This window comes from Shewanella sp. GXUN23E, from assembly GCF_050865035.1.
GTDB lineage: Bacteria > Pseudomonadota > Gammaproteobacteria > Enterobacterales > Shewanellaceae > Shewanella.
Genome location: NZ_JBOZWP010000020.1, coordinates 80,690 through 96,792 on the forward strand (window position 1 = coordinate 80,690; position 16,103 = coordinate 96,792).

The 16,103-nt window shown below is 51.2% G+C and carries 12 protein-coding genes and 6 tRNA genes; 15 read left to right on the plus strand and 3 right to left on the minus strand.

Going from position 1 to position 16,103, the window contains the following annotated elements; all coding sequences use genetic code 11:
- Positions 1–69 precede the first annotated feature (69 nt).
- Entirely contained in the window at positions 70–780 is a 711-nt protein-coding gene (gene hda / locus ACRRUX_RS16035; RefSeq protein ID WP_432532145.1) for a DnaA inactivator Hda, read from the plus strand.
- Positions 781–981: 201 nt separating this feature from the next.
- Positions 982–1,072, plus strand: a tRNA-Ser gene (locus ACRRUX_RS16040).
- Between the two features lie 557 nt (positions 1,073–1,629).
- Here ACRRUX_RS16040 and ACRRUX_RS16045 read toward each other — a convergent pair.
- Together ACRRUX_RS16045 and ACRRUX_RS16050 are read right to left on the minus strand one after the other, a co-directional pair.
- Positions 1,630–2,841, minus strand: coding sequence for an acyl-CoA dehydrogenase family protein (locus ACRRUX_RS16045; protein WP_432532147.1), 1,212 nt, complete (start codon positions 2,839–2,841; stop codon positions 1,630–1,632).
- A 5-nt stretch (positions 2,842–2,846) separates the two neighbouring features.
- Positions 2,847–4,031 (minus strand): acyl-CoA dehydrogenase family protein, encoded by a 1,185-nt coding sequence (locus tag ACRRUX_RS16050; protein ID WP_432532149.1) that lies wholly within the window; start codon positions 4,029–4,031, stop codon positions 2,847–2,849.
- A gap of 165 nt (positions 4,032–4,196) precedes the next feature.
- Between ACRRUX_RS16050 and ACRRUX_RS16055 the strand changes: the two genes are divergently transcribed.
- The 10 genes from ACRRUX_RS16055 (at position 4,197) to ACRRUX_RS16100 (ending at position 12,800) form a co-directional block, all read left to right on the plus strand.
- Positions 4,197–4,287: transfer RNA gene (locus tag ACRRUX_RS16055), tRNA-Ser, on the plus strand.
- Positions 4,288–5,312: 1,025 nt separating this feature from the next.
- Positions 5,313–5,957, plus strand: coding sequence for a UvrY/SirA/GacA family response regulator transcription factor (uvrY, locus tag ACRRUX_RS16060; protein WP_432532151.1), 645 nt, complete (start codon positions 5,313–5,315; stop codon positions 5,955–5,957).
- Between the two features lie 22 nt (positions 5,958–5,979).
- The gene (gene uvrC, locus ACRRUX_RS16065) at positions 5,980–7,809 is read left to right on the plus strand and encodes an excinuclease ABC subunit UvrC (RefSeq protein WP_432532153.1); all 1,830 of its coding nucleotides are present in this window, start codon (positions 5,980–5,982) and stop codon (positions 7,807–7,809) included.
- Between the two features lie 47 nt (positions 7,810–7,856).
- Positions 7,857–8,414 carry a CDP-diacylglycerol--glycerol-3-phosphate 3-phosphatidyltransferase gene (gene pgsA, locus ACRRUX_RS16070; protein ID WP_432532155.1) on the plus strand — a complete coding sequence of 186 codons (558 nt, stop codon included), beginning with the start codon at positions 7,857–7,859 and terminating at the stop codon, positions 8,412–8,414.
- Positions 8,415–9,163: 749 nt separating this feature from the next.
- Positions 9,164–9,239, plus strand: a tRNA-Gly gene (locus tag ACRRUX_RS16075).
- 11 nt (positions 9,240–9,250) lie between these two features.
- A tRNA-Cys gene (locus ACRRUX_RS16080) sits at positions 9,251–9,324 on the plus strand.
- A gap of 18 nt (positions 9,325–9,342) precedes the next feature.
- Positions 9,343–9,418, plus strand: a tRNA-Gly gene (locus ACRRUX_RS16085).
- A 32-nt stretch (positions 9,419–9,450) separates the two neighbouring features.
- Positions 9,451–9,524, plus strand: a tRNA-Cys gene (locus ACRRUX_RS16090).
- Positions 9,525–9,912: 388 nt separating this feature from the next.
- On the plus strand, positions 9,913–10,671 hold the full coding sequence (locus tag ACRRUX_RS16095; RefSeq protein ID WP_432532157.1) for a 5'-methylthioadenosine/adenosylhomocysteine nucleosidase: 759 nt from the start codon (positions 9,913–9,915) through the stop codon (positions 10,669–10,671).
- A 305-nt stretch (positions 10,672–10,976) separates the two neighbouring features.
- A complete protein-coding gene (locus tag ACRRUX_RS16100) occupies positions 10,977–12,800 on the plus strand; it encodes a LamG-like jellyroll fold domain-containing protein (RefSeq protein WP_432532159.1) in 1,824 nt (607 codons plus the stop codon).
- Positions 12,801–12,848: 48 nt separating this feature from the next.
- Here ACRRUX_RS16100 and ACRRUX_RS16105 read toward each other — a convergent pair whose 3' ends face one another.
- Complete coding sequence (locus ACRRUX_RS16105; protein ID WP_432532175.1) at positions 12,849–13,151, minus strand: HU family DNA-binding protein; 303 nt, start codon at positions 13,149–13,151, stop codon at positions 12,849–12,851.
- A gap of 219 nt (positions 13,152–13,370) precedes the next feature.
- On the opposite strand from ACRRUX_RS16105, the gene ACRRUX_RS16110 reads away from it, so the two are divergent.
- The 3 genes from ACRRUX_RS16110 (at position 13,371) to rplY (ending at position 15,807) form a co-directional block, all read left to right on the plus strand.
- The gene (locus tag ACRRUX_RS16110; RefSeq protein WP_432532161.1) at positions 13,371–14,741 is read left to right on the plus strand and encodes a L,D-transpeptidase family protein; all 1,371 of its coding nucleotides are present in this window, start codon (positions 13,371–13,373) and stop codon (positions 14,739–14,741) included.
- Between the two features lie 117 nt (positions 14,742–14,858).
- Positions 14,859–15,407, plus strand: a complete 549-nt coding sequence (locus ACRRUX_RS16115; RefSeq protein WP_432532163.1) for a DUF882 domain-containing protein — start codon at positions 14,859–14,861, stop codon at positions 15,405–15,407.
- A gap of 112 nt (positions 15,408–15,519) precedes the next feature.
- A complete protein-coding gene (gene rplY / locus ACRRUX_RS16120; protein WP_432532165.1) occupies positions 15,520–15,807 on the plus strand; it encodes a 50S ribosomal protein L25 in 288 nt (95 codons plus the stop codon).
- Positions 15,808–16,103: the final 296 nt, after the last annotated feature.

The window sequence follows — 16,103 nt, forward strand, 5'->3', positions numbered from 1 at the left end:
ACCTGGGCGTGGCGCCCGTGATACACTGGCGCCAATTATGCTCTGTTTACGATATTGAGAAATACCTGAGTGACTCAAAACTCACCTCTGCAATTGTCCTTGCCTGTTCATCTGCCGGATGATGAAACCTTTCAGAGTTATTATCCAGCAGCCGGGAACGATCAGTTAATTCAGAAACTTCAGTCCAGTGCATCCGGTGAGGCTGAGCAACCTCTGTATTTATGGGGTCCCGGAAAATCAGGCCGTACACATCTATTACACGCCGCCTGCGCGCGTGCCAATGATCTTGAGCGTCGAAGCTTTTACATTCCTCTTGGGATCCACGCCAGTATTTCTCCGGCATTACTCGAGGGGCTTGAACAGGTCGATTTGGTCTGTATTGATGACATAGACGCCATTGCCGGTCATCCCTTATGGGAAGAAGCGATTTTCGATCTCTACAACCGTATGGCGGAGCACAAACGGGGGAGTCTGGTCGTCAGTGCCAGCAGCGCACCGGCTGAGGCGGGATTCTTACTGCCGGATCTGGAGTCCCGTATGCAATGGGGGCTTATCTATCAACTGCATCCGATGGAAGATGATGAAAAATTGGTCGCCTTGCAACGCAGAGCCGCGATGCGGGGATTGCAGTTGCCGGAGGATGTTGGCCGATTTCTGCTGAACCGTATGGCTAGAGACATGCGGACATTGTTTGATGTGCTGGACAGGCTGGATAAAGCCTCGATGATCCATCAACGCAAATTGACCATTCCTTTCGTAAAAGAAATGCTCAGACTCTAGAAGCGGAATTGATTGCGCCGGACTGTTGAACAGTCCGGCGTTTCTTTACCCCTTGATTCGATTGTTGTTATCTTCGCAGTCGCGCTGTGTCACTGATTGCATATCGATTGAACAAATCGTTTGAAAAACAGCTTGTTGAATGCACTTGGTGGGAAAAGTACTTTACAGGCAACTGTCAGCTGAGTACTATGCATCTCGTTCGGAGGGGTGGCAGAGTGGTTGAATGCACCGGTCTTGAAAACCGGCGTGGGTTAATAGCTCACCCAGGGTTCAAATCCCTGCTCCTCCGCCATATTCAAAAAGGCCCGCTACGTTAGTAGCGGGCCTTTTGCTTTGTGCCAAAACACACAGGACGATTTTCTCTGCATTGATTCAACTGCAGCCAATCACCAGTGCAAATTCTGCGATTTCCTGCAGGCTCTGCCCACGTGCACAGCCATAGCTTTTTGTGTGGCTCCTCGTCTTGGTACTGTTCACACCTGCTCTGTACCTGAGTTGGTATTAATCACCGTCCATACCTCTGCAGGTCACCAAAATCGAATGGGGCCGCTGGCTTTCTTATTCCAATTCCACTAATAGTTCGATCAATTCAGAGTGTGTCAGGGATTCTGATCCAACGCACTTGATACTGTGCTCAGCCGTATTGACATCGCATCACTATGACTTCGCCGACTCACAAGCCACATGGACGCGGCGAATGTCATTAACGCACGACTGTATGGATGCAGGAGGTAGAGCAATGCAGGAGCAGTTGCCGCGGGACCGGTTAATGACCCTGTCTCAAGCGCATTGAACTCCCGTTGAAACAGATCAACTATTAAATGAAATGGGTATTAATATCATATTGTTTTAGCCCTTAAGCTTTGTCGGCTGGCTGACTCTGGGCTCTTTGGGCATAGTCAAAGCCCGCTCGGCAATAATATTGCGCTGAATTTCATTGCTGCCACCATAGATGGTGTCGGCCCTTGAAAACAGAAACAGTGCCTGCAGTCGATTCAGTTCATAGGGGGCTTCACTGATCTGCAGGCCATCGGGCCCCATCACATCCATCGCCAGCTTGCCAAGTTTGGCATGCCAGGTTGACCAATGCAGTTTGTATACCATAGCCTCCGGGGGCAGGGACCCGTTGCGGGTATTGCTCAGCATCCGTAAGGCATGATGACGCATGATGGTCAGGCCACACCAGGCATCTGCGAGGCGACTGCGAATATCCGGTTCCGACGCGGCGCCATTGCGTTTGGCCAGGGCCATTATCTCGTTCAGTTCATTACGAAACTGCATTTGCTGTCCAAGGGTCGATACGCCACGCTCAAACCCCAGCAAGGTCATGGCTATCTGCCAGCCATCCCCGGGCTTGCCGATAATGTTGCCGGCATCGGTACGTGCATCATCAAAAAACACTTCATTGAACTCACTGGTGCCGGTCAGCTGCGTGATGGGGCGAATATCTACACCCGGCTGATCCAATGGAATAAGCAGCATAGACAAACCATGGTGGCCCTTGGAGAGCGGCTCTGTGCGTACCAGCGCAAAGCACCAGTCAGACTCGTGAGCCAGCGAGGTCCAGACCTTTTGACCTGTGACATGCCAGCGCTGAGCCTGGGGTTCCAAATATGCCCTGGTGGCGACATTTGCCAGATCTGAGCCAGCGCCGGGCTCAGAATAACCCTGACACCAATATTCAGTACCTGTCAGAATGCCGGGCAGGAAGCGCCGCTGCTGTTCAGCCGTGCCGCAGGCCATCAGCGTCGGACCCAGCAGGCCTATGCCAATATGTCCCATCAGACCCGGGCCACCGGCCCTGGCATATTCTTCGTGAAAAATAACCTGCTGACTGATACTCAGCCCGCGGCCGCCAAATTCCGCGGGCCAGCCGACACACAGCCATCCGGCCTGTGCCAGATGTTGCTCCCAGCGCTTACGCTCCAGAGGAAAGCTATGTTCATCACCCGGGCCGCCACGATATTTCAACACCTGAAATTCACCGCTTAGATGCAGTCCCAGCCATTGGGCTATCTCATCGCGAAACAGTTCATCTTCTTTGGAAAAGGTCAGTTTCATCAGCGTTATGCTCCCTGTTGAGCGCAAGCGTTATCAAGCAGGTAACCGGCGATTCGGCTGCGGTGCAACGCCGGCGAACCCAGCATCTGCTTGCTGGTTTGGGCCCGTTTGAGGTAAAGATGAATGTCGTACTCCCAGGTGAAACCCACGCCACCGTGCAGCTGCAGCGCTTCCTGGGCACACAGACTGAAGGTTTCTGAGCAGGTGGATTTTGCCAGTGACGATGCCAGTTGCAGCGTGGTATTGCTTTCGGTGCCTTCACGCCAGCCATCGGCGATACAGGCTGCGTAATACAGTGCCGATATGGCGGATTCCACCTCCAGTTTCATGTCTGCCGCCCGGTGTTTTACCGCCTGAAAAGAGGCGATCGCGCGGCCAAACTGGTGTCTGTCTTTGATATATTCAAGCGTCATCTGCAAACATTGTGCGGCGCCGCCGGTTTGCTCCGCCGCCAGTGCAATGCGGGCCAGCGCCAATATTGACTCCAGTGCTGCCGCCTGGCATGGCTGCTGTCCCAGACAGGCAGACAATGGCAGGTGAACTTTGTCGGCGCAGATTGTCGCCAGGCTGCGGGTTTGGTCGAGTGAAGGCGTCCAGCGGGTTTTAACCCCCTGAGTGTCCGGGGGCACGATGAACAGCTGCAGCGCGTCGGTATTGCCGTCGCGGGCTGCCAGAATCAGCAGATCACTGGCATGTCCGCCGATCACCTGCTGCCATTGACCCGACAGGACATAGCCTTCAGCGGTACGGATAAAACGAGCCTGTACGCTGGCTGCTCCCCATTGTCGATTCCCCAGACTGTCAGCTGAAAGCCAGCCCAATGTCGCGGTATGTTGTCCGGATGCAAGCAGTGGCAGCCATTGTGCTTGTTGCTCTGGCAGGGCGCAGTGCAGCAGGGCATTGGTTGCCAGGGCCTGAGAGGCAAACAGGGGAGAGCAACACAGATAGCGCCCCATTTGCTCCATGATGATGGCCTGCTCGACAAATCCCAGCCCCAGTCCACCATAGGTCTCAGGGATGGTCAGCGCAGGCCAGCACATCTCATCAGCAATTTTTTGCCAGTCACTGCCGATGAAACCTGCGGGCAGCGCCATCGCTTCTCTAATTCGTGCAGAAGGGCTGAGGGCTTGCAGGAAGGTGTCGGCCACATCCCGAATCATCAATTGTTCCTGAGTAAAGGCAAACTCCATAATCTGGCTCCGGCGACAAATATGCTGTCAGTGTGCCCGGATGACTGATAAGGATAATCGGCCGGATGGACGATAGCTGGATTGGCGTATTTCTGTGCGAACAAACTAGTTTTCAAAAAAATCGGTTTACAGACAGAACGCCTCTGGGTAATATGCGCCTCGTTCGGAGGGGTGGCAGAGTGGTTGAATGCACCGGTCTTGAAAACCGGCGTGGGTTAATAGCTCACCCAGGGTTCAAATCCCTGCTCCTCCGCCATATTCAGAAAGGCCCGCTACGCAAGTAGCGGGCCTTTTGCTTTTCAGGTCAAAAAAGGAATGGCGGGGAATTACTGACTACAGTGTCGGCTTGCTTGCCTTTTGCGAGCCCATTGTCTCTCACTTTATTGCTGCCTGATTAGTTGCCGGCAAAGCGTCAGATTTAAAGCATCAAAGCCTGTCACTGCACCTTGTCGCGAAAAAATGCTGAAGTAATCCAATGGATAACATGTAAGTGCTTGTCCCTGTTTGATGAAATGTGGTCTGTCGTCGAAGGTCACCATTGACGACTCTCTCGGCCTGCGATCCTTCCTGTTTGCATTTTGCGTAAGGGGTTTATCTGCTTAACCAGGTATGCTTCCACCTTGGTCACTGCAGAATGTTCCTGTGAGACGCGCCTGCCAAATTCCCCCCCTTGATCCGCTTGCGGGGACATAACCGCTAATCTCTCACTGCTTGCTTGTCGATGACATCGGGCTGCTTTGTGGTGCGGTAACGCTGATGCGCAGTAACGAAGGATTGCCATGGTCTCTTGCATGAAATGAAATTTGACGCTGTAATGCGCGTGAAATTTAATCGGTTGCACTGCGGGTAAAGATAAATGTGGGATAGCTTACATTCGCTGTAATACGCTTGCGATATATTCGTCTAAGTAAGCTATCGTGATGAATTAATTGTTCTTTATCTATCACACATGCAGATGATTCTGCCCAATTGAGTCTGTTACCCCTGAGTGAGTTGACTCGCGGGCCCGAAAATTCTCCCTGTGCCTTATTTTCCTTTTGTTAAAATCGGGTAATACTTCGGGAGTCAGTGTCGTTACAGCGGGTAATAAACCTTTTTAAAAGAGCGGGTGCAGACTTGTTTGAGAGGGGGGTCCTGCAGGCAGGTTAATGGCCTAAAGCGCTTTTAATTCACTGACTTGTGTTTTAAATTCCGCTTTTCCAACAGGTGTTTCTGGGCTAAATTAGCCGGGCTGCTGACTGGCGTCAAAACTCAAAGAATAAAGAATGGGAAGGGAAGAAGTTGATTTCTGTTTATCTGGTCGATGATCACGAGTTGGTAAGGACGGGGATCCGCCGGATCCTCGAAGATGAGCGTGGGATAAAAGTCGTGGGTGAAGCCGGCGACGGTGAAACCGCCGTGCAATGGAGTCGGCAGAATGAAGCTGACGTGATCCTGATGGACATGAATATGCCCGGTATCGGTGGTCTTGAAGCGACAAGAAAGATTTTGAGGTATCAGCCGCATGCCCGCATTATCGTGTTAACCGTGCATTCTGAGGATCCATTCCCAACTAAAGTGATGCAGGCGGGGGCTTCCGGCTATTTGACCAAAGGCGCCAAACCGCCTGAGGTGCTGCAGGCAATCAGGCAGGTGGCCCATGGGCAACGCTATCTGTCTCCCGAGATAGCCCAGCAAATGGCGTTGAGTCAGTTCAACCATACCGATGAAAATCCATTTAAATCGCTGTCTGAGCGTGAGCTGCAGATCATGATGATGATCACCAACGGCGAGAAAGTGAATGACATTTCCGAGCAGTTGAACCTCAGTCCCAAGACTGTCAATAGTTACCGTTATCGGTTGTTCAGTAAACTGGGGATCAGCGGCGATGTTGAGCTGACCCGTTTGGCTATTCGTTATAAGATGCTGGACACAGGTCAATTCTGATAGTTTTGGTGTCCCGGTGGTTATGCCGTCTTCCTTTAATGCCAGCGATTTTCTAAAAACAGTTCCAACCAGTCCCGGTGTCTATCGTATGTACGATAGCGCCGGTGAAGTCATTTATGTGGGTAAGGCGAAGGATCTGCGCAAGCGGCTGTCGTCTTATTTCCGCAAGAATTTGCCCAATGTCAAAACCCAGGCGCTGGTGTCTCATATCACCAATGTAGATGTCACGCTGACGCACAGCGAAACTGATGCGTTAATCCTGGAAAACGACTACATCAAGCGGTATCTGCCAAAATATAATGTGCTGCTCAGGGATGATAAGTCTTATCCCTATATTCTGCTGAGTGACCACAGACATCCCAGGCTTGCCTATCATCGCGGTGCCAAGCGCGACAAAGGCCAGTATTTTGGTCCTTATCCCAATGGTGGTGCGGTGCGGGAAAGTCTGCATTTGATGCAGAAACTGTTTCCCATTCGTCAATGTACCGATCTCTATTACAAATCCCGCTCCCGTCCCTGTCTGCAATATCAGATTGGTCGTTGCAGTGCACCCTGTGTGGGAAAAATCAGTGATGAGGAGTATCTGCAACAGGTCAGACTGGCATCATTGTTTCTTAAGGGCAAAGACAAGCAAGTAATAGCGACGCTGGTCAGTAAGATGGAACAAGCGGCAGAGGCCATGGCTTATGAGCGGGCAGCGGCGTATCGGGATCAAATCATGGCGCTGCGGCGTGTGGCTGAGCAGAATGAAATTGCCGGTAACACCGAAGATCTGGACGTGGTTGGGGTTCACTACGCTTCCGGCATGGCATGTTTTCATCTGCTGTTTATCCGGGATGGCAAGATTTTCGGCTCACGCAGCTACTACCCGAAAATTCCGGCTCAGACAGAGCTTGAGGAAATTTTGCATGCATTCATGCTGCAGTTTTATCTGAATGATCAGGTGCAACGCACCATCCCCAAAGAAATCATCGTCAGTCATGGGTTTGATGATATTCATGAGTTGGAAGCGGCCATCAATCAGGCTCTTGGGCGCAAAGTCGAGATCAAAACCCGGGTGCGGGGCGAACGCGCAGCCTACTTACGCCTGGCGGTAACCAACGCCAGTAATGCGGTGGCCAGTCACCTGTCCCATCGCAATACGATAACGCAGCGATTTGTTGCATTGGAGGAGGCGCTTGAGCTTTCCATGCCGGTGACCCGCATGGAGTGTTTTGATATCAGTCATACCATGGGGGAGAGCACGGTGGCCTCCTGCGTGGTGTTTAATCGGGAAGGTCCGGATAAAGCTGAGTATCGCCGCTACAACATCACAGGGATCACAGGTGGTGACGATTATGCTGCCATGAAACAGGCGATTAGCAGAAGATTTGATAAGGTCACGGAAGACTCAAAAATTCCGGATTTGCTGTTTATCGACGGTGGTTTAGGGCAACTGCGAATGGCTCAGGCGGTGGTGGATGAGAAGTTTGCCCGGCTTGAGCGTGCGCCACAATTGATCGGTGTCGCCAAGGGCGAAAGTCGGAAACCCGGGCTGGAAACCCTGATTTGGGGGGACAGTGAGCAGGAGTTTGCGCTGGAAGATGATTCGCCTGCATTGCACCTTATTCAGCATATCCGTGATGAATCGCATCGGTTTGCCATTACCGGTCATCGCAATAAAAGGCAAAAGACCCGCAACACCTCCAGTCTTGAGTCCATCCCCGGAATTGGCCCCAAACGTCGTCGGGCGTTATTACAATTTCTGGGGGGATTGCAAGAAGTTAAGAGTGCCAGTGTGGCTGAATTGGCGAAAGTGCCGGGAATTAGCATAGAAATGGCCCAAACAATCCATGATGCGTTGCGGGGGTAAGAAATTTCAGGCAAGATTGGCGCTGCTTTTGACGAATTGGTTTCAACATGCCCTTTAATGTACCCATCGCCCTGACTTTATTTAGGGTTGTCTTATTGCCTGTTTTTGTTGTCTTTTTCTTTTTGCCATACAGCTGGGCACCGTTTGCTTCGGCATTTGTTTTCTGGTTGGCAGCAATCACGGATGCGCTCGATGGGTATTTGGCCAGAAGGTTGGGGCAATCCACCCGCTTTGGGGCATTTCTGGACCCGGTAGCAGACAAAGTGATGGTGGCCGCCGCATTGGTGCTGCTGGTACAGGATTACAACACCATTTGGCTGACACTGCCTGCACTGTTCATGATTGGCCGTGAGATTGTGATTTCCGCGCTGCGTGAGTGGATGGCGGAGATGGGTAAACGCGGCGTGGTCGCTGTGTCCTGGATTGGTAAATACAAAACAGCGGCGCAGATGCTGGCCATTATCGGGCTGCTGTGGAAACCCAATGAGTGGATGATTAATCTGGCATTTGTGCTGTTGTATATTGCAGCGATTCTCACTTTCTGGTCGATGCTCAGCTACATTATGAGCGCCTGGAAAGATCTGACTGCTGAAGAGCGTCCCTGAGCTTAGTTTCGTATAACCAATGTTGATGGCCAATCTGCATATCCCCGACATGAATTGACTTCAGTCGGGGATTTTTATTTGTGCTCAATCTGCCTGAAACCGGGTGCCTGACCGGTGACTCTCGGGGATACTTTGTCAATGATGCGTGGGAGTGTGGGAGTAAGGTGCTGCCTCGGTATTACTGACGCCATTAGCTGGATTTTATGACAGATCTTCCTGGCATCCCCATCGCTATTACGACAGACAGTGCTGACAGCAATACTTCTGTGGTCTTAACTTGCTGAGATTTATCTCTGAGGCGAACTTCATGCACCTCACTGCGGCGCATATTTCTTTAATACCATTTCAGCCCGGCACATGTGTCTGAGCTCCTATGCCAGGACGTGGCGTCAGTGAGGGGGCGAGTGAACAGTGCTGAAGGTGAGTTGGGGGCATAAGCAGCGTTATGGACGGCGCGGAGATGATATATTTGGTCGGGATATTTACCTCCCAGGTCTTGTATCCAATTGTTTCGCCTGTAATATCCCTGTACTCAAATGTATGGTTTTGTGTTGTTGGCAGCCTTAAATATGGGCGTTGCGATCTTTATTTAATCACATGAGTGGTAGGGTTAAAGTTTTCTGTTGACGCAGTGCTTAAATCCGTTAAAGTATGCCCCGTTCCCAACGACAAGGCGCTGACCAAGGCGGCTGTCACAGCACGGAGCGAACTGAGAAGTTAGCTTGATTGCAGTTGGTGAACAATGTGATGCGACATTAGCTCAGTTGGTAGAGCGATACCTTGCCAAGGTATAGGTCATCGGTTCGAACCCGATATGTCGCTCCAAATTTTGAAGTGGCGCGATGGCAGAATGGCTATGCTGCGGATTGCAAATCCGTCGATCTCGGTTCGACTCCGGGTCGCGCCTCCACTTCAGCAGATTATAAAGGCGACATTAGCTCAGTTGGTAGAGCGATACCTTGCCAAGGTATAGGTCATCGGTTCGAACCCGATATGTCGCTCCAATCTCTGGTGTTTCACACCGTTCAATTAAAGTGGCGCGATGGCAGAATGGCTATGCTGCGGATTGCAAATCCGTCGATCTCGGTTCGACTCCGGGTCGCGCCTCCACTTTAAGTCAGCTCTCATCTTTGCACTGAAATAAATCATAAAATAGATGCAGTCAGCTCACCAGTTGAGGATGACATGTCTTTGTATCAAAAGTGTTTATTTCAATTCCCTGAAGCCACCAGTCCGTACCTGTAGGTTTGTTGGTGCACAATTGCTCGACTGAGCAGCCAACCCGGCATATTCGCTGGCGCCGGTATTAATTTCCAGTATGATTTGCGCCTCCTGCCTGAACTGAAAAGCATTGTCCTCATGGATTACGCTAATTCAGACTATGCCAGGGATGCCGGTAACTATGCTGTGATACCTGCTCGAGAGCCGCTATCGCACGACTGAAAGGATTGAACGCAGGTCCGCAATTAACTGTTGGTACAACCCTACGAGAAATAACATGAATAAACTCCTTATCTTAATGACCGGTCTAATCAGTCTGCTGGGCTTTGGTGCTCAGGCCAAACCCATTGCCCTGCTTGGCGCAATGGATGTCGAAATTGAAGGATTGCTGCCCAAAATGCAGGGGCTGCAAACCCATAAACTGGCAGCCAATACCTACTACACTGGCACCATCAATGGCAAATCCGTGGTTGTGGCTCGCTCCGGTGTGGGTAAAGTCAATGCGGCGGTGACGACCCATACGTTGATCAGCCGCTTTGAGGTCGACAAAATTATTTTCACCGGTATTGCAGGGGCGGCAAGTTCAACGCTTAACGTCGCTGATGTGGTGGTGTCTGACGATCTTATTCAGCACGATGTTGATTTAACGGTATTTGGCTCGCCCAAAGGTTTGCTCGATGGTTATGACAACCGGGCGTTCCGTTCAGATGAAGCGTTGCAACAACTGGCCATCGCCGCTGCCCGTAAAGTGGTCGGTGATAAGCGGGTACACACAGGAACGGTTGTTACCGGCGATCAGTTTATTGCCGACAAAGCTGTCGTTGCAGGTTTGCAGCAGGAATTCAATGCGATGGCCGTTGAGATGGAAGGGGCTGCAGTGGCTCAGGTCGCGGATATGTATCAGGTACCTGTCGTTGTAATCCGTACCATTTCGGACAAAGCGGATGGCAGTGCACATCTCTCCTACGAAGAAGCCAAATCGGCAACTGCCCACAATTCCGTGGCGATCGTGCTGGAGATGCTCCAATCACTGTAAGTCAGCCGACAGAAAAGCGCCTCAGGGCGCTTTTTTAATATCCGAATTCACCCCATGCATGCGGGTTGGTCACAGGTGTTAATGCTGATGCTGCAACTTTTTAATGTCAGTAATAGCTGGTGTTGCTGTTGTGGTGTGTTGTGCGCCTGATGATAGTAGACTGTACAGAATTAACAGGTGTTCGCACTTTGTATCTATAACATATTGATTGTCATCATTTTTAAGAATTTTTGTCACCGGTTGGTCATGTGACATTACTTAAATGAGCGCGCCTATAGGCAAATCGTTTATTTAAGTAGGAAGTCATGAAATTCAAATTCGCCTTATCTTGTGTAGTGCTTTCCATGCTGTCGGCCTGTGGCAGCGACAATGACAACCGTCATCCGCCTGTCAGTGGCGAGGCAACTTATGTGTTTGCCGTCCTGCCGGATACCCAAAAATACGCCAGATATACACCGGAGCGTTTTGTCGCCCAGACTCAATGGATTGCCGATAACTATCAGCAACACAATATTGTGTTCACCATGCACCTTGGCGATGTGGTTGATCAGGCCCGGGAAGAGATTGAGTGGCAACATGCCAAAGATGCCATGATGTTGCTGCAAAGTAATCCGCAAACGCCTTATAGCATCCTCGCCGGAAACCATGACGTGATGGCATATCACAATGGCGGAATCGACAGTGATTATGATGATGGCCGTGAAAGTCATGAGCCGTTTTTGAAGCACTTTCCTGTCTCCCTGCAGGATGATTTTCCGTCGTTTGGCGGCGCTGATCCCACAGGTTTCAACACCTGGCACCTGGTGCAGGGGGGCGAGCGCCAGTATCTGGTGATGGCACTGGACTGGCGGGTGTCGGATGCGACGCTGGCCTGGGCAAAAACGGTGCTTGCCAGTCACAGTGATGTGCCCACGATTCTGACGACTCACCAGCTGCTGAATGTCGACAGTGACGGAGAAACTGCCATTTTTACTGATCACGGCAGTCGCTTGTGGCAGGAGCTTATTGCCAGCCACGATCAAATCTTTCTGACTTTTAACGGGCATCATCATGGTGAGGCCAAGATGACGGCCAAAAACAACTTCGGACGGGATGTGCATCTTATCCTGACAGATTATCAGTCAGGATTCTGGGGTGGTAACGGCATGATGCAGACCGTCACCTTTGATGAAGACAATGACAGTCTCAGGTTCCGCTCTTTCTCTCCCTGGGTTGAAGCCATTCCCGAGGCTGATCGCCTGCCGCAGGATGAAGCCGAGCGTTGGGTGTTTGAGTTGCCGCTGGATTTTGACAGCAGATTCGAAAACCTGAATCAGGGGAGCCATGAGCAGCTGGAAGGGAATATCGAGGGTACTCTGGCCTACTGGCGATTTGATGATTCCGGTAAAGTGACTGCGCCCGGAGCACTGGGCGATGTGGTCTTCAAAGATCTGTCCGGTAACGGTAACAATCTGGCATTGACCATGAAACCGGGGACAGATGATACCCGGCCTTTAAAGGACTTTGTTTCATTTGAACAGCAGGCGCCGGATTACGGGTATGCCGATGGTTTTATCCGGTTTAACGGTGGCAAGGTGCAGGGGGGGTATTATCTGCAGTCCCGGGCACCGGTGTCCCGCGTGGCTGATCACAATGCTGGCGTACTGCCTCAATATACGGTGGAGATGGTGGTCAGAGTCGGTGATAACTGGACGCCGCAGAACAATGCCTGGGCCAGTGTGTTTTCCCATCAGCCGAGCACCACTGAGGTGTGCCAATTCCATCAGCTGAGCTGCCGTGGTGGCGATCAGTCAGTGGGGCTGAACACTTCAAGTCTGAATGAGTTCCAATGGCTCGGGCTTGCCCGTAACGGCGTTAATGTCAGTCATTGGTCGTGGGAAGTCGACAAGGCTCACTGGTATCACATTGCGGTGGTGAACGACGGCAATGTCAGCACTCTGTATGTGGATGGTTCACTGGTAATGCGCACCGCCGAAAAGGCGCAGCCGGGTTTGCTGACCATTCCGGGGCAACCCTGGAATATCGGTGCGGCCAGTTGGGATGGTGAGATATCTACCTTATTCAGCGGTGATATCGCCGAGATCCGCGTTCATGGTCAGGCGCTGCCCAGGGAGTTGTGGTTGCTTTAATGAAGTATCCCATCCGGATTGACAAAAAAGCGCCCCAGGGCGCTTTTTTCAGTTATTGATCAGCTGCTTTAGCGCCGGAGCCGGTTTAAAGCTGGGCTGGTTGTAGCCATCGATTTCAATGACATCGCCCGTGCGGGGATTGCGACCTGTTCTGGGCAGATGGTATCTCAGTTCAAACGTGCCGAATTGTGGCAGATAAATTTTTTCACCCTCGGCCAACGCCCTGTGCAGTTGCTGCAATATGGCATCCAGCAAAGGTTTGGTTTGCGCTTCTGTGATGGCGAGTTTACCTGCCATGGCCTGCGCCAGCTGTTTCTTGTTCATAGCCGTATACTTCGCAAAAACGGCAATTTATAGCAGGAAGACAGACTCCTGCCCACCCATGGTGAATTGATTGCGCAAGAATGCCGCGCATTGTCGCATGATTGACCGGATAACAGGTCAGACCCGCACCAAATTCACCTCTGTGTGTTTTGTGAGCAGTGATGCCGTCTGCCATACTAGGGGCTGTCACCTGCGCATTATGCAAGGACAACTTATTACCCGGTTGGATAATCGCGGAGCACATGTATGAGGTGTTTGGGTCTGATTTTGATGGTGTGGCTGAGCAGCATGCAGGTATCAGCCGATGATTCACAGGCTCTTGATAATTTTGAACGTCATTTGCGATTGCTGTCATTGGCAGACGACAGCGGTCGATTTCTTGCTTATTCACAACTTTTTTATCAGTCATCCGACGAGGCCAAACTCGCCCACATGGATGACATTATTTTGGATATGTCGCTGTTCTGGCAGCAACATGGTCAACCGGCACAACTGAGCAGCGAGGTTACCGACAGACTGGCCAGGGCGCTGGCGGTTGAACCCAAGGTGAAGGATTATCTGTGGGTTACCAATCGTATCCGCTATCTTGACTGGCTTGTCGCTCAGAATGACTGGCCGAGGTTACCCGGTAAGGTATGGTTGCGTCCCGGCGATCAGCACCCGGATGTGGCTTTGCTGGCTCGCCGACTCAAGCAGTTGGGCGATCTGGCGTCGGGCTGGCAGGGCAGCACACTTTATGATGAGACATTAAGCCTTGCGGTCAAGCGCTTCCAGCAAAGACATGGATTGGAGCCAGACGCGGTCATTGGCCCACGGACATTGTACTGGTTAAATCTGCCGCCCCAGGATCGCGCGCAGCTGCTGGCCAAAAACTTCGTCGAGCGCACTAGCTACAGTACCAGGCTCGGGGACAGGTACCTGCTGGTCAACATTCCCGCCTATGAATTGAAGTTGGTGGACGGCGGGCTGCCGCGGCTGCATTCCCGAGTCATTGTCGGCAGCCCTTACCGGCAAACCCCGGTAATGCACAGCCAGATCAGTAACCTCATTCTAAATCCCAATTGGAATGTTCCCCGCAAGCTGGTGTACCGGGATATTCGTCCAAAGGTTCTGGCGGATGGTCATTATCTGGCAGAGCGGGGCTTTGATATTTTTGATTTTGAGGGACATAAGCTGACGTTTACGCCTGAGCAACTGCAACAGGAAGCTGCTACGACCTTTCCTTATCGTCTGGTGCAGCGACCAGGGGAAAAGAATGCCCTTGGCCGTTACAAATTCCATTTCGCCAATAATTTCAGTGTGTATTTGCATGATACGCCTGACAAAGCTCTGTTTAACCGTGCAGACAGAGCTCTGTCGTCCGGTTGTATTCGAGTCGAGCGAGTCGATGCGCTTGCCAATTGGTTTGCGGCAAATCTGGTTATGGATAAGCAAACCTGGGTAGCCAGAGTGAATGCTCCCGGCTTTGAAACCCAGTGGTTTGCACTCAGCGACGTATTGCCAATTCATCTGGTGTATTGGACGGCCTGGATGCAGGGGCCTGACAAAGCTCAGTTTAGGAATGATATCTATCATAAGTTCATATCAACTAACGAGTTATCAGCTGGTCTGAAGTAAAAACCACGCCAAACACGCTATTGTTATCCGTTGTCTGAACAGCAAATAACTTGCCTAATTGCGCGCTAGCCGTTAATTTGTGCGCCTATTGTGTGCAAATTTTGTTCGGGGTGCTGTTTGCTGTCTGCTTGTCCTTCCAGAAGAAAAACATTGAAATTGCTTGGTGGTGCCGCGTTAGCCACCGTTTTGCCCGGAGTGGCCAATGCCAGTCGTTCAACCCGGGGCAGTCGCTTTCTCAATATGGTGAATTTGCATACCGGTGACAGGTATCAGGGTGACTATTGGTTGGATGGTGCTTATCAGCAGGGTGCGCTGGAAAAGTTTAACTATGTACTGCGGGACCACAGAGACAATATTGTGGCACCTATCGATACCCGGGTTTTTGATATTTTACATCTCCTGCAGCTGAAACTGGCCAAAGACGGCGAATTTGAAATTATCTCGGGTTATCGCTCTCCTCACACCAATGCCATGCTCGCCGCCCGCAGCAATGGCGTTGCCAAACAGAGTTACCATATGAAAGGGATGGCGGTAGACATCCGTATGCCCGGAGTAAAACTTGCCACCCTGCGGGATGTGGCTAAATCACTTAACGCCGGTGGGGTGGGGTACTACCCGTCCAGTGACTTTGTGCATATTGATTGCGGCCCGGTAAGGTATTGGTAGTGTTTCACTTGTACGGCTCTTTGGTCTGTGCTAATATCCGCGCGCTTTATTTGGGTCGGTATTGGTCGAAAATGCCGGCACGTTTTTACATTTGACTTAAGTGAGAAACACAATGTCTTACACTATCGAAGCACAAACCCGTACTGACTTGGGGAAAGGTTCGAGCCGCCGCCTGCGTCGTGAGGGTAACGTTCCAGCGATCATCTACGGTGCTGGTAAAGAAGCTGTATCTATCGTTTTCGCGCACAAAGACATCATCAACATCCAGGCTAACGATGATTTCTACACTTCTGATCTGACCATCGTTCTGGACGGCAAAGAAGTTAAAGTTCGCGCTCAGGCTATGCAGCGTCACGTGTTCAAGCCTATGATCGAACACGTTGATTTCGTATACGCTTAATACGAATTTCACGGAAAAGGCGCCTTGATGGCGCCTTTTTTGTATCTAAAATTGGTCTTTCACTGTTATACCAACTTCATTAATAGTTTGATCAATTCAGAGCGTGTCAGGGATGCTGATTCAAGGCGCATTGATTGACTAAGGGTGGTTCCCTTTGAGAGCAATGCAACACAGAAGCAGGATGCCTGCCACGCTCACGCAGTGCGGGTTTCAATGCACTTGATACCGCGTTAAGTCGTCTTGACATAGCACCACTATGACTTCGCCAGCTCGCAAGCCACATGGATGTGGCGAAT

Bases quoted from the DNA above. Each gene is read 5' to 3' on its own strand.
- ACRRUX_RS16045 (WP_432532147.1), bottom strand. From the start codon at position 2,841: ATGAAACTGACCTTTTCCAAAGAAGATGAACTGTTTCGCGATGAGATA.
- ACRRUX_RS16050 (WP_432532149.1), bottom strand. From the start codon at position 4,031: ATGGAGTTTGCCTTTACTCAGGAACAATTGATGATTCGGGATGTGGCC.
- uvrC (WP_432532153.1), top strand. From the start codon at position 5,980: ATGCCGTCTTCCTTTAATGCCAGCGATTTTCTAAAAACAGTTCCAACC.
- pgsA (WP_432532155.1), top strand. From the start codon at position 7,857: ATGCCCTTTAATGTACCCATCGCCCTGACTTTATTTAGGGTTGTCTTA.
- ACRRUX_RS16095 (WP_432532157.1), top strand. From the start codon at position 9,913: ATGAATAAACTCCTTATCTTAATGACCGGTCTAATCAGTCTGCTGGGC.
- ACRRUX_RS16100 (WP_432532159.1), top strand. From the start codon at position 10,977: ATGAAATTCAAATTCGCCTTATCTTGTGTAGTGCTTTCCATGCTGTCG.
- ACRRUX_RS16110 (WP_432532161.1), top strand. From the start codon at position 13,371: ATGAGGTGTTTGGGTCTGATTTTGATGGTGTGGCTGAGCAGCATGCAG.
- rplY (WP_432532165.1), top strand. From the start codon at position 15,520: ATGTCTTACACTATCGAAGCACAAACCCGTACTGACTTGGGGAAAGGT.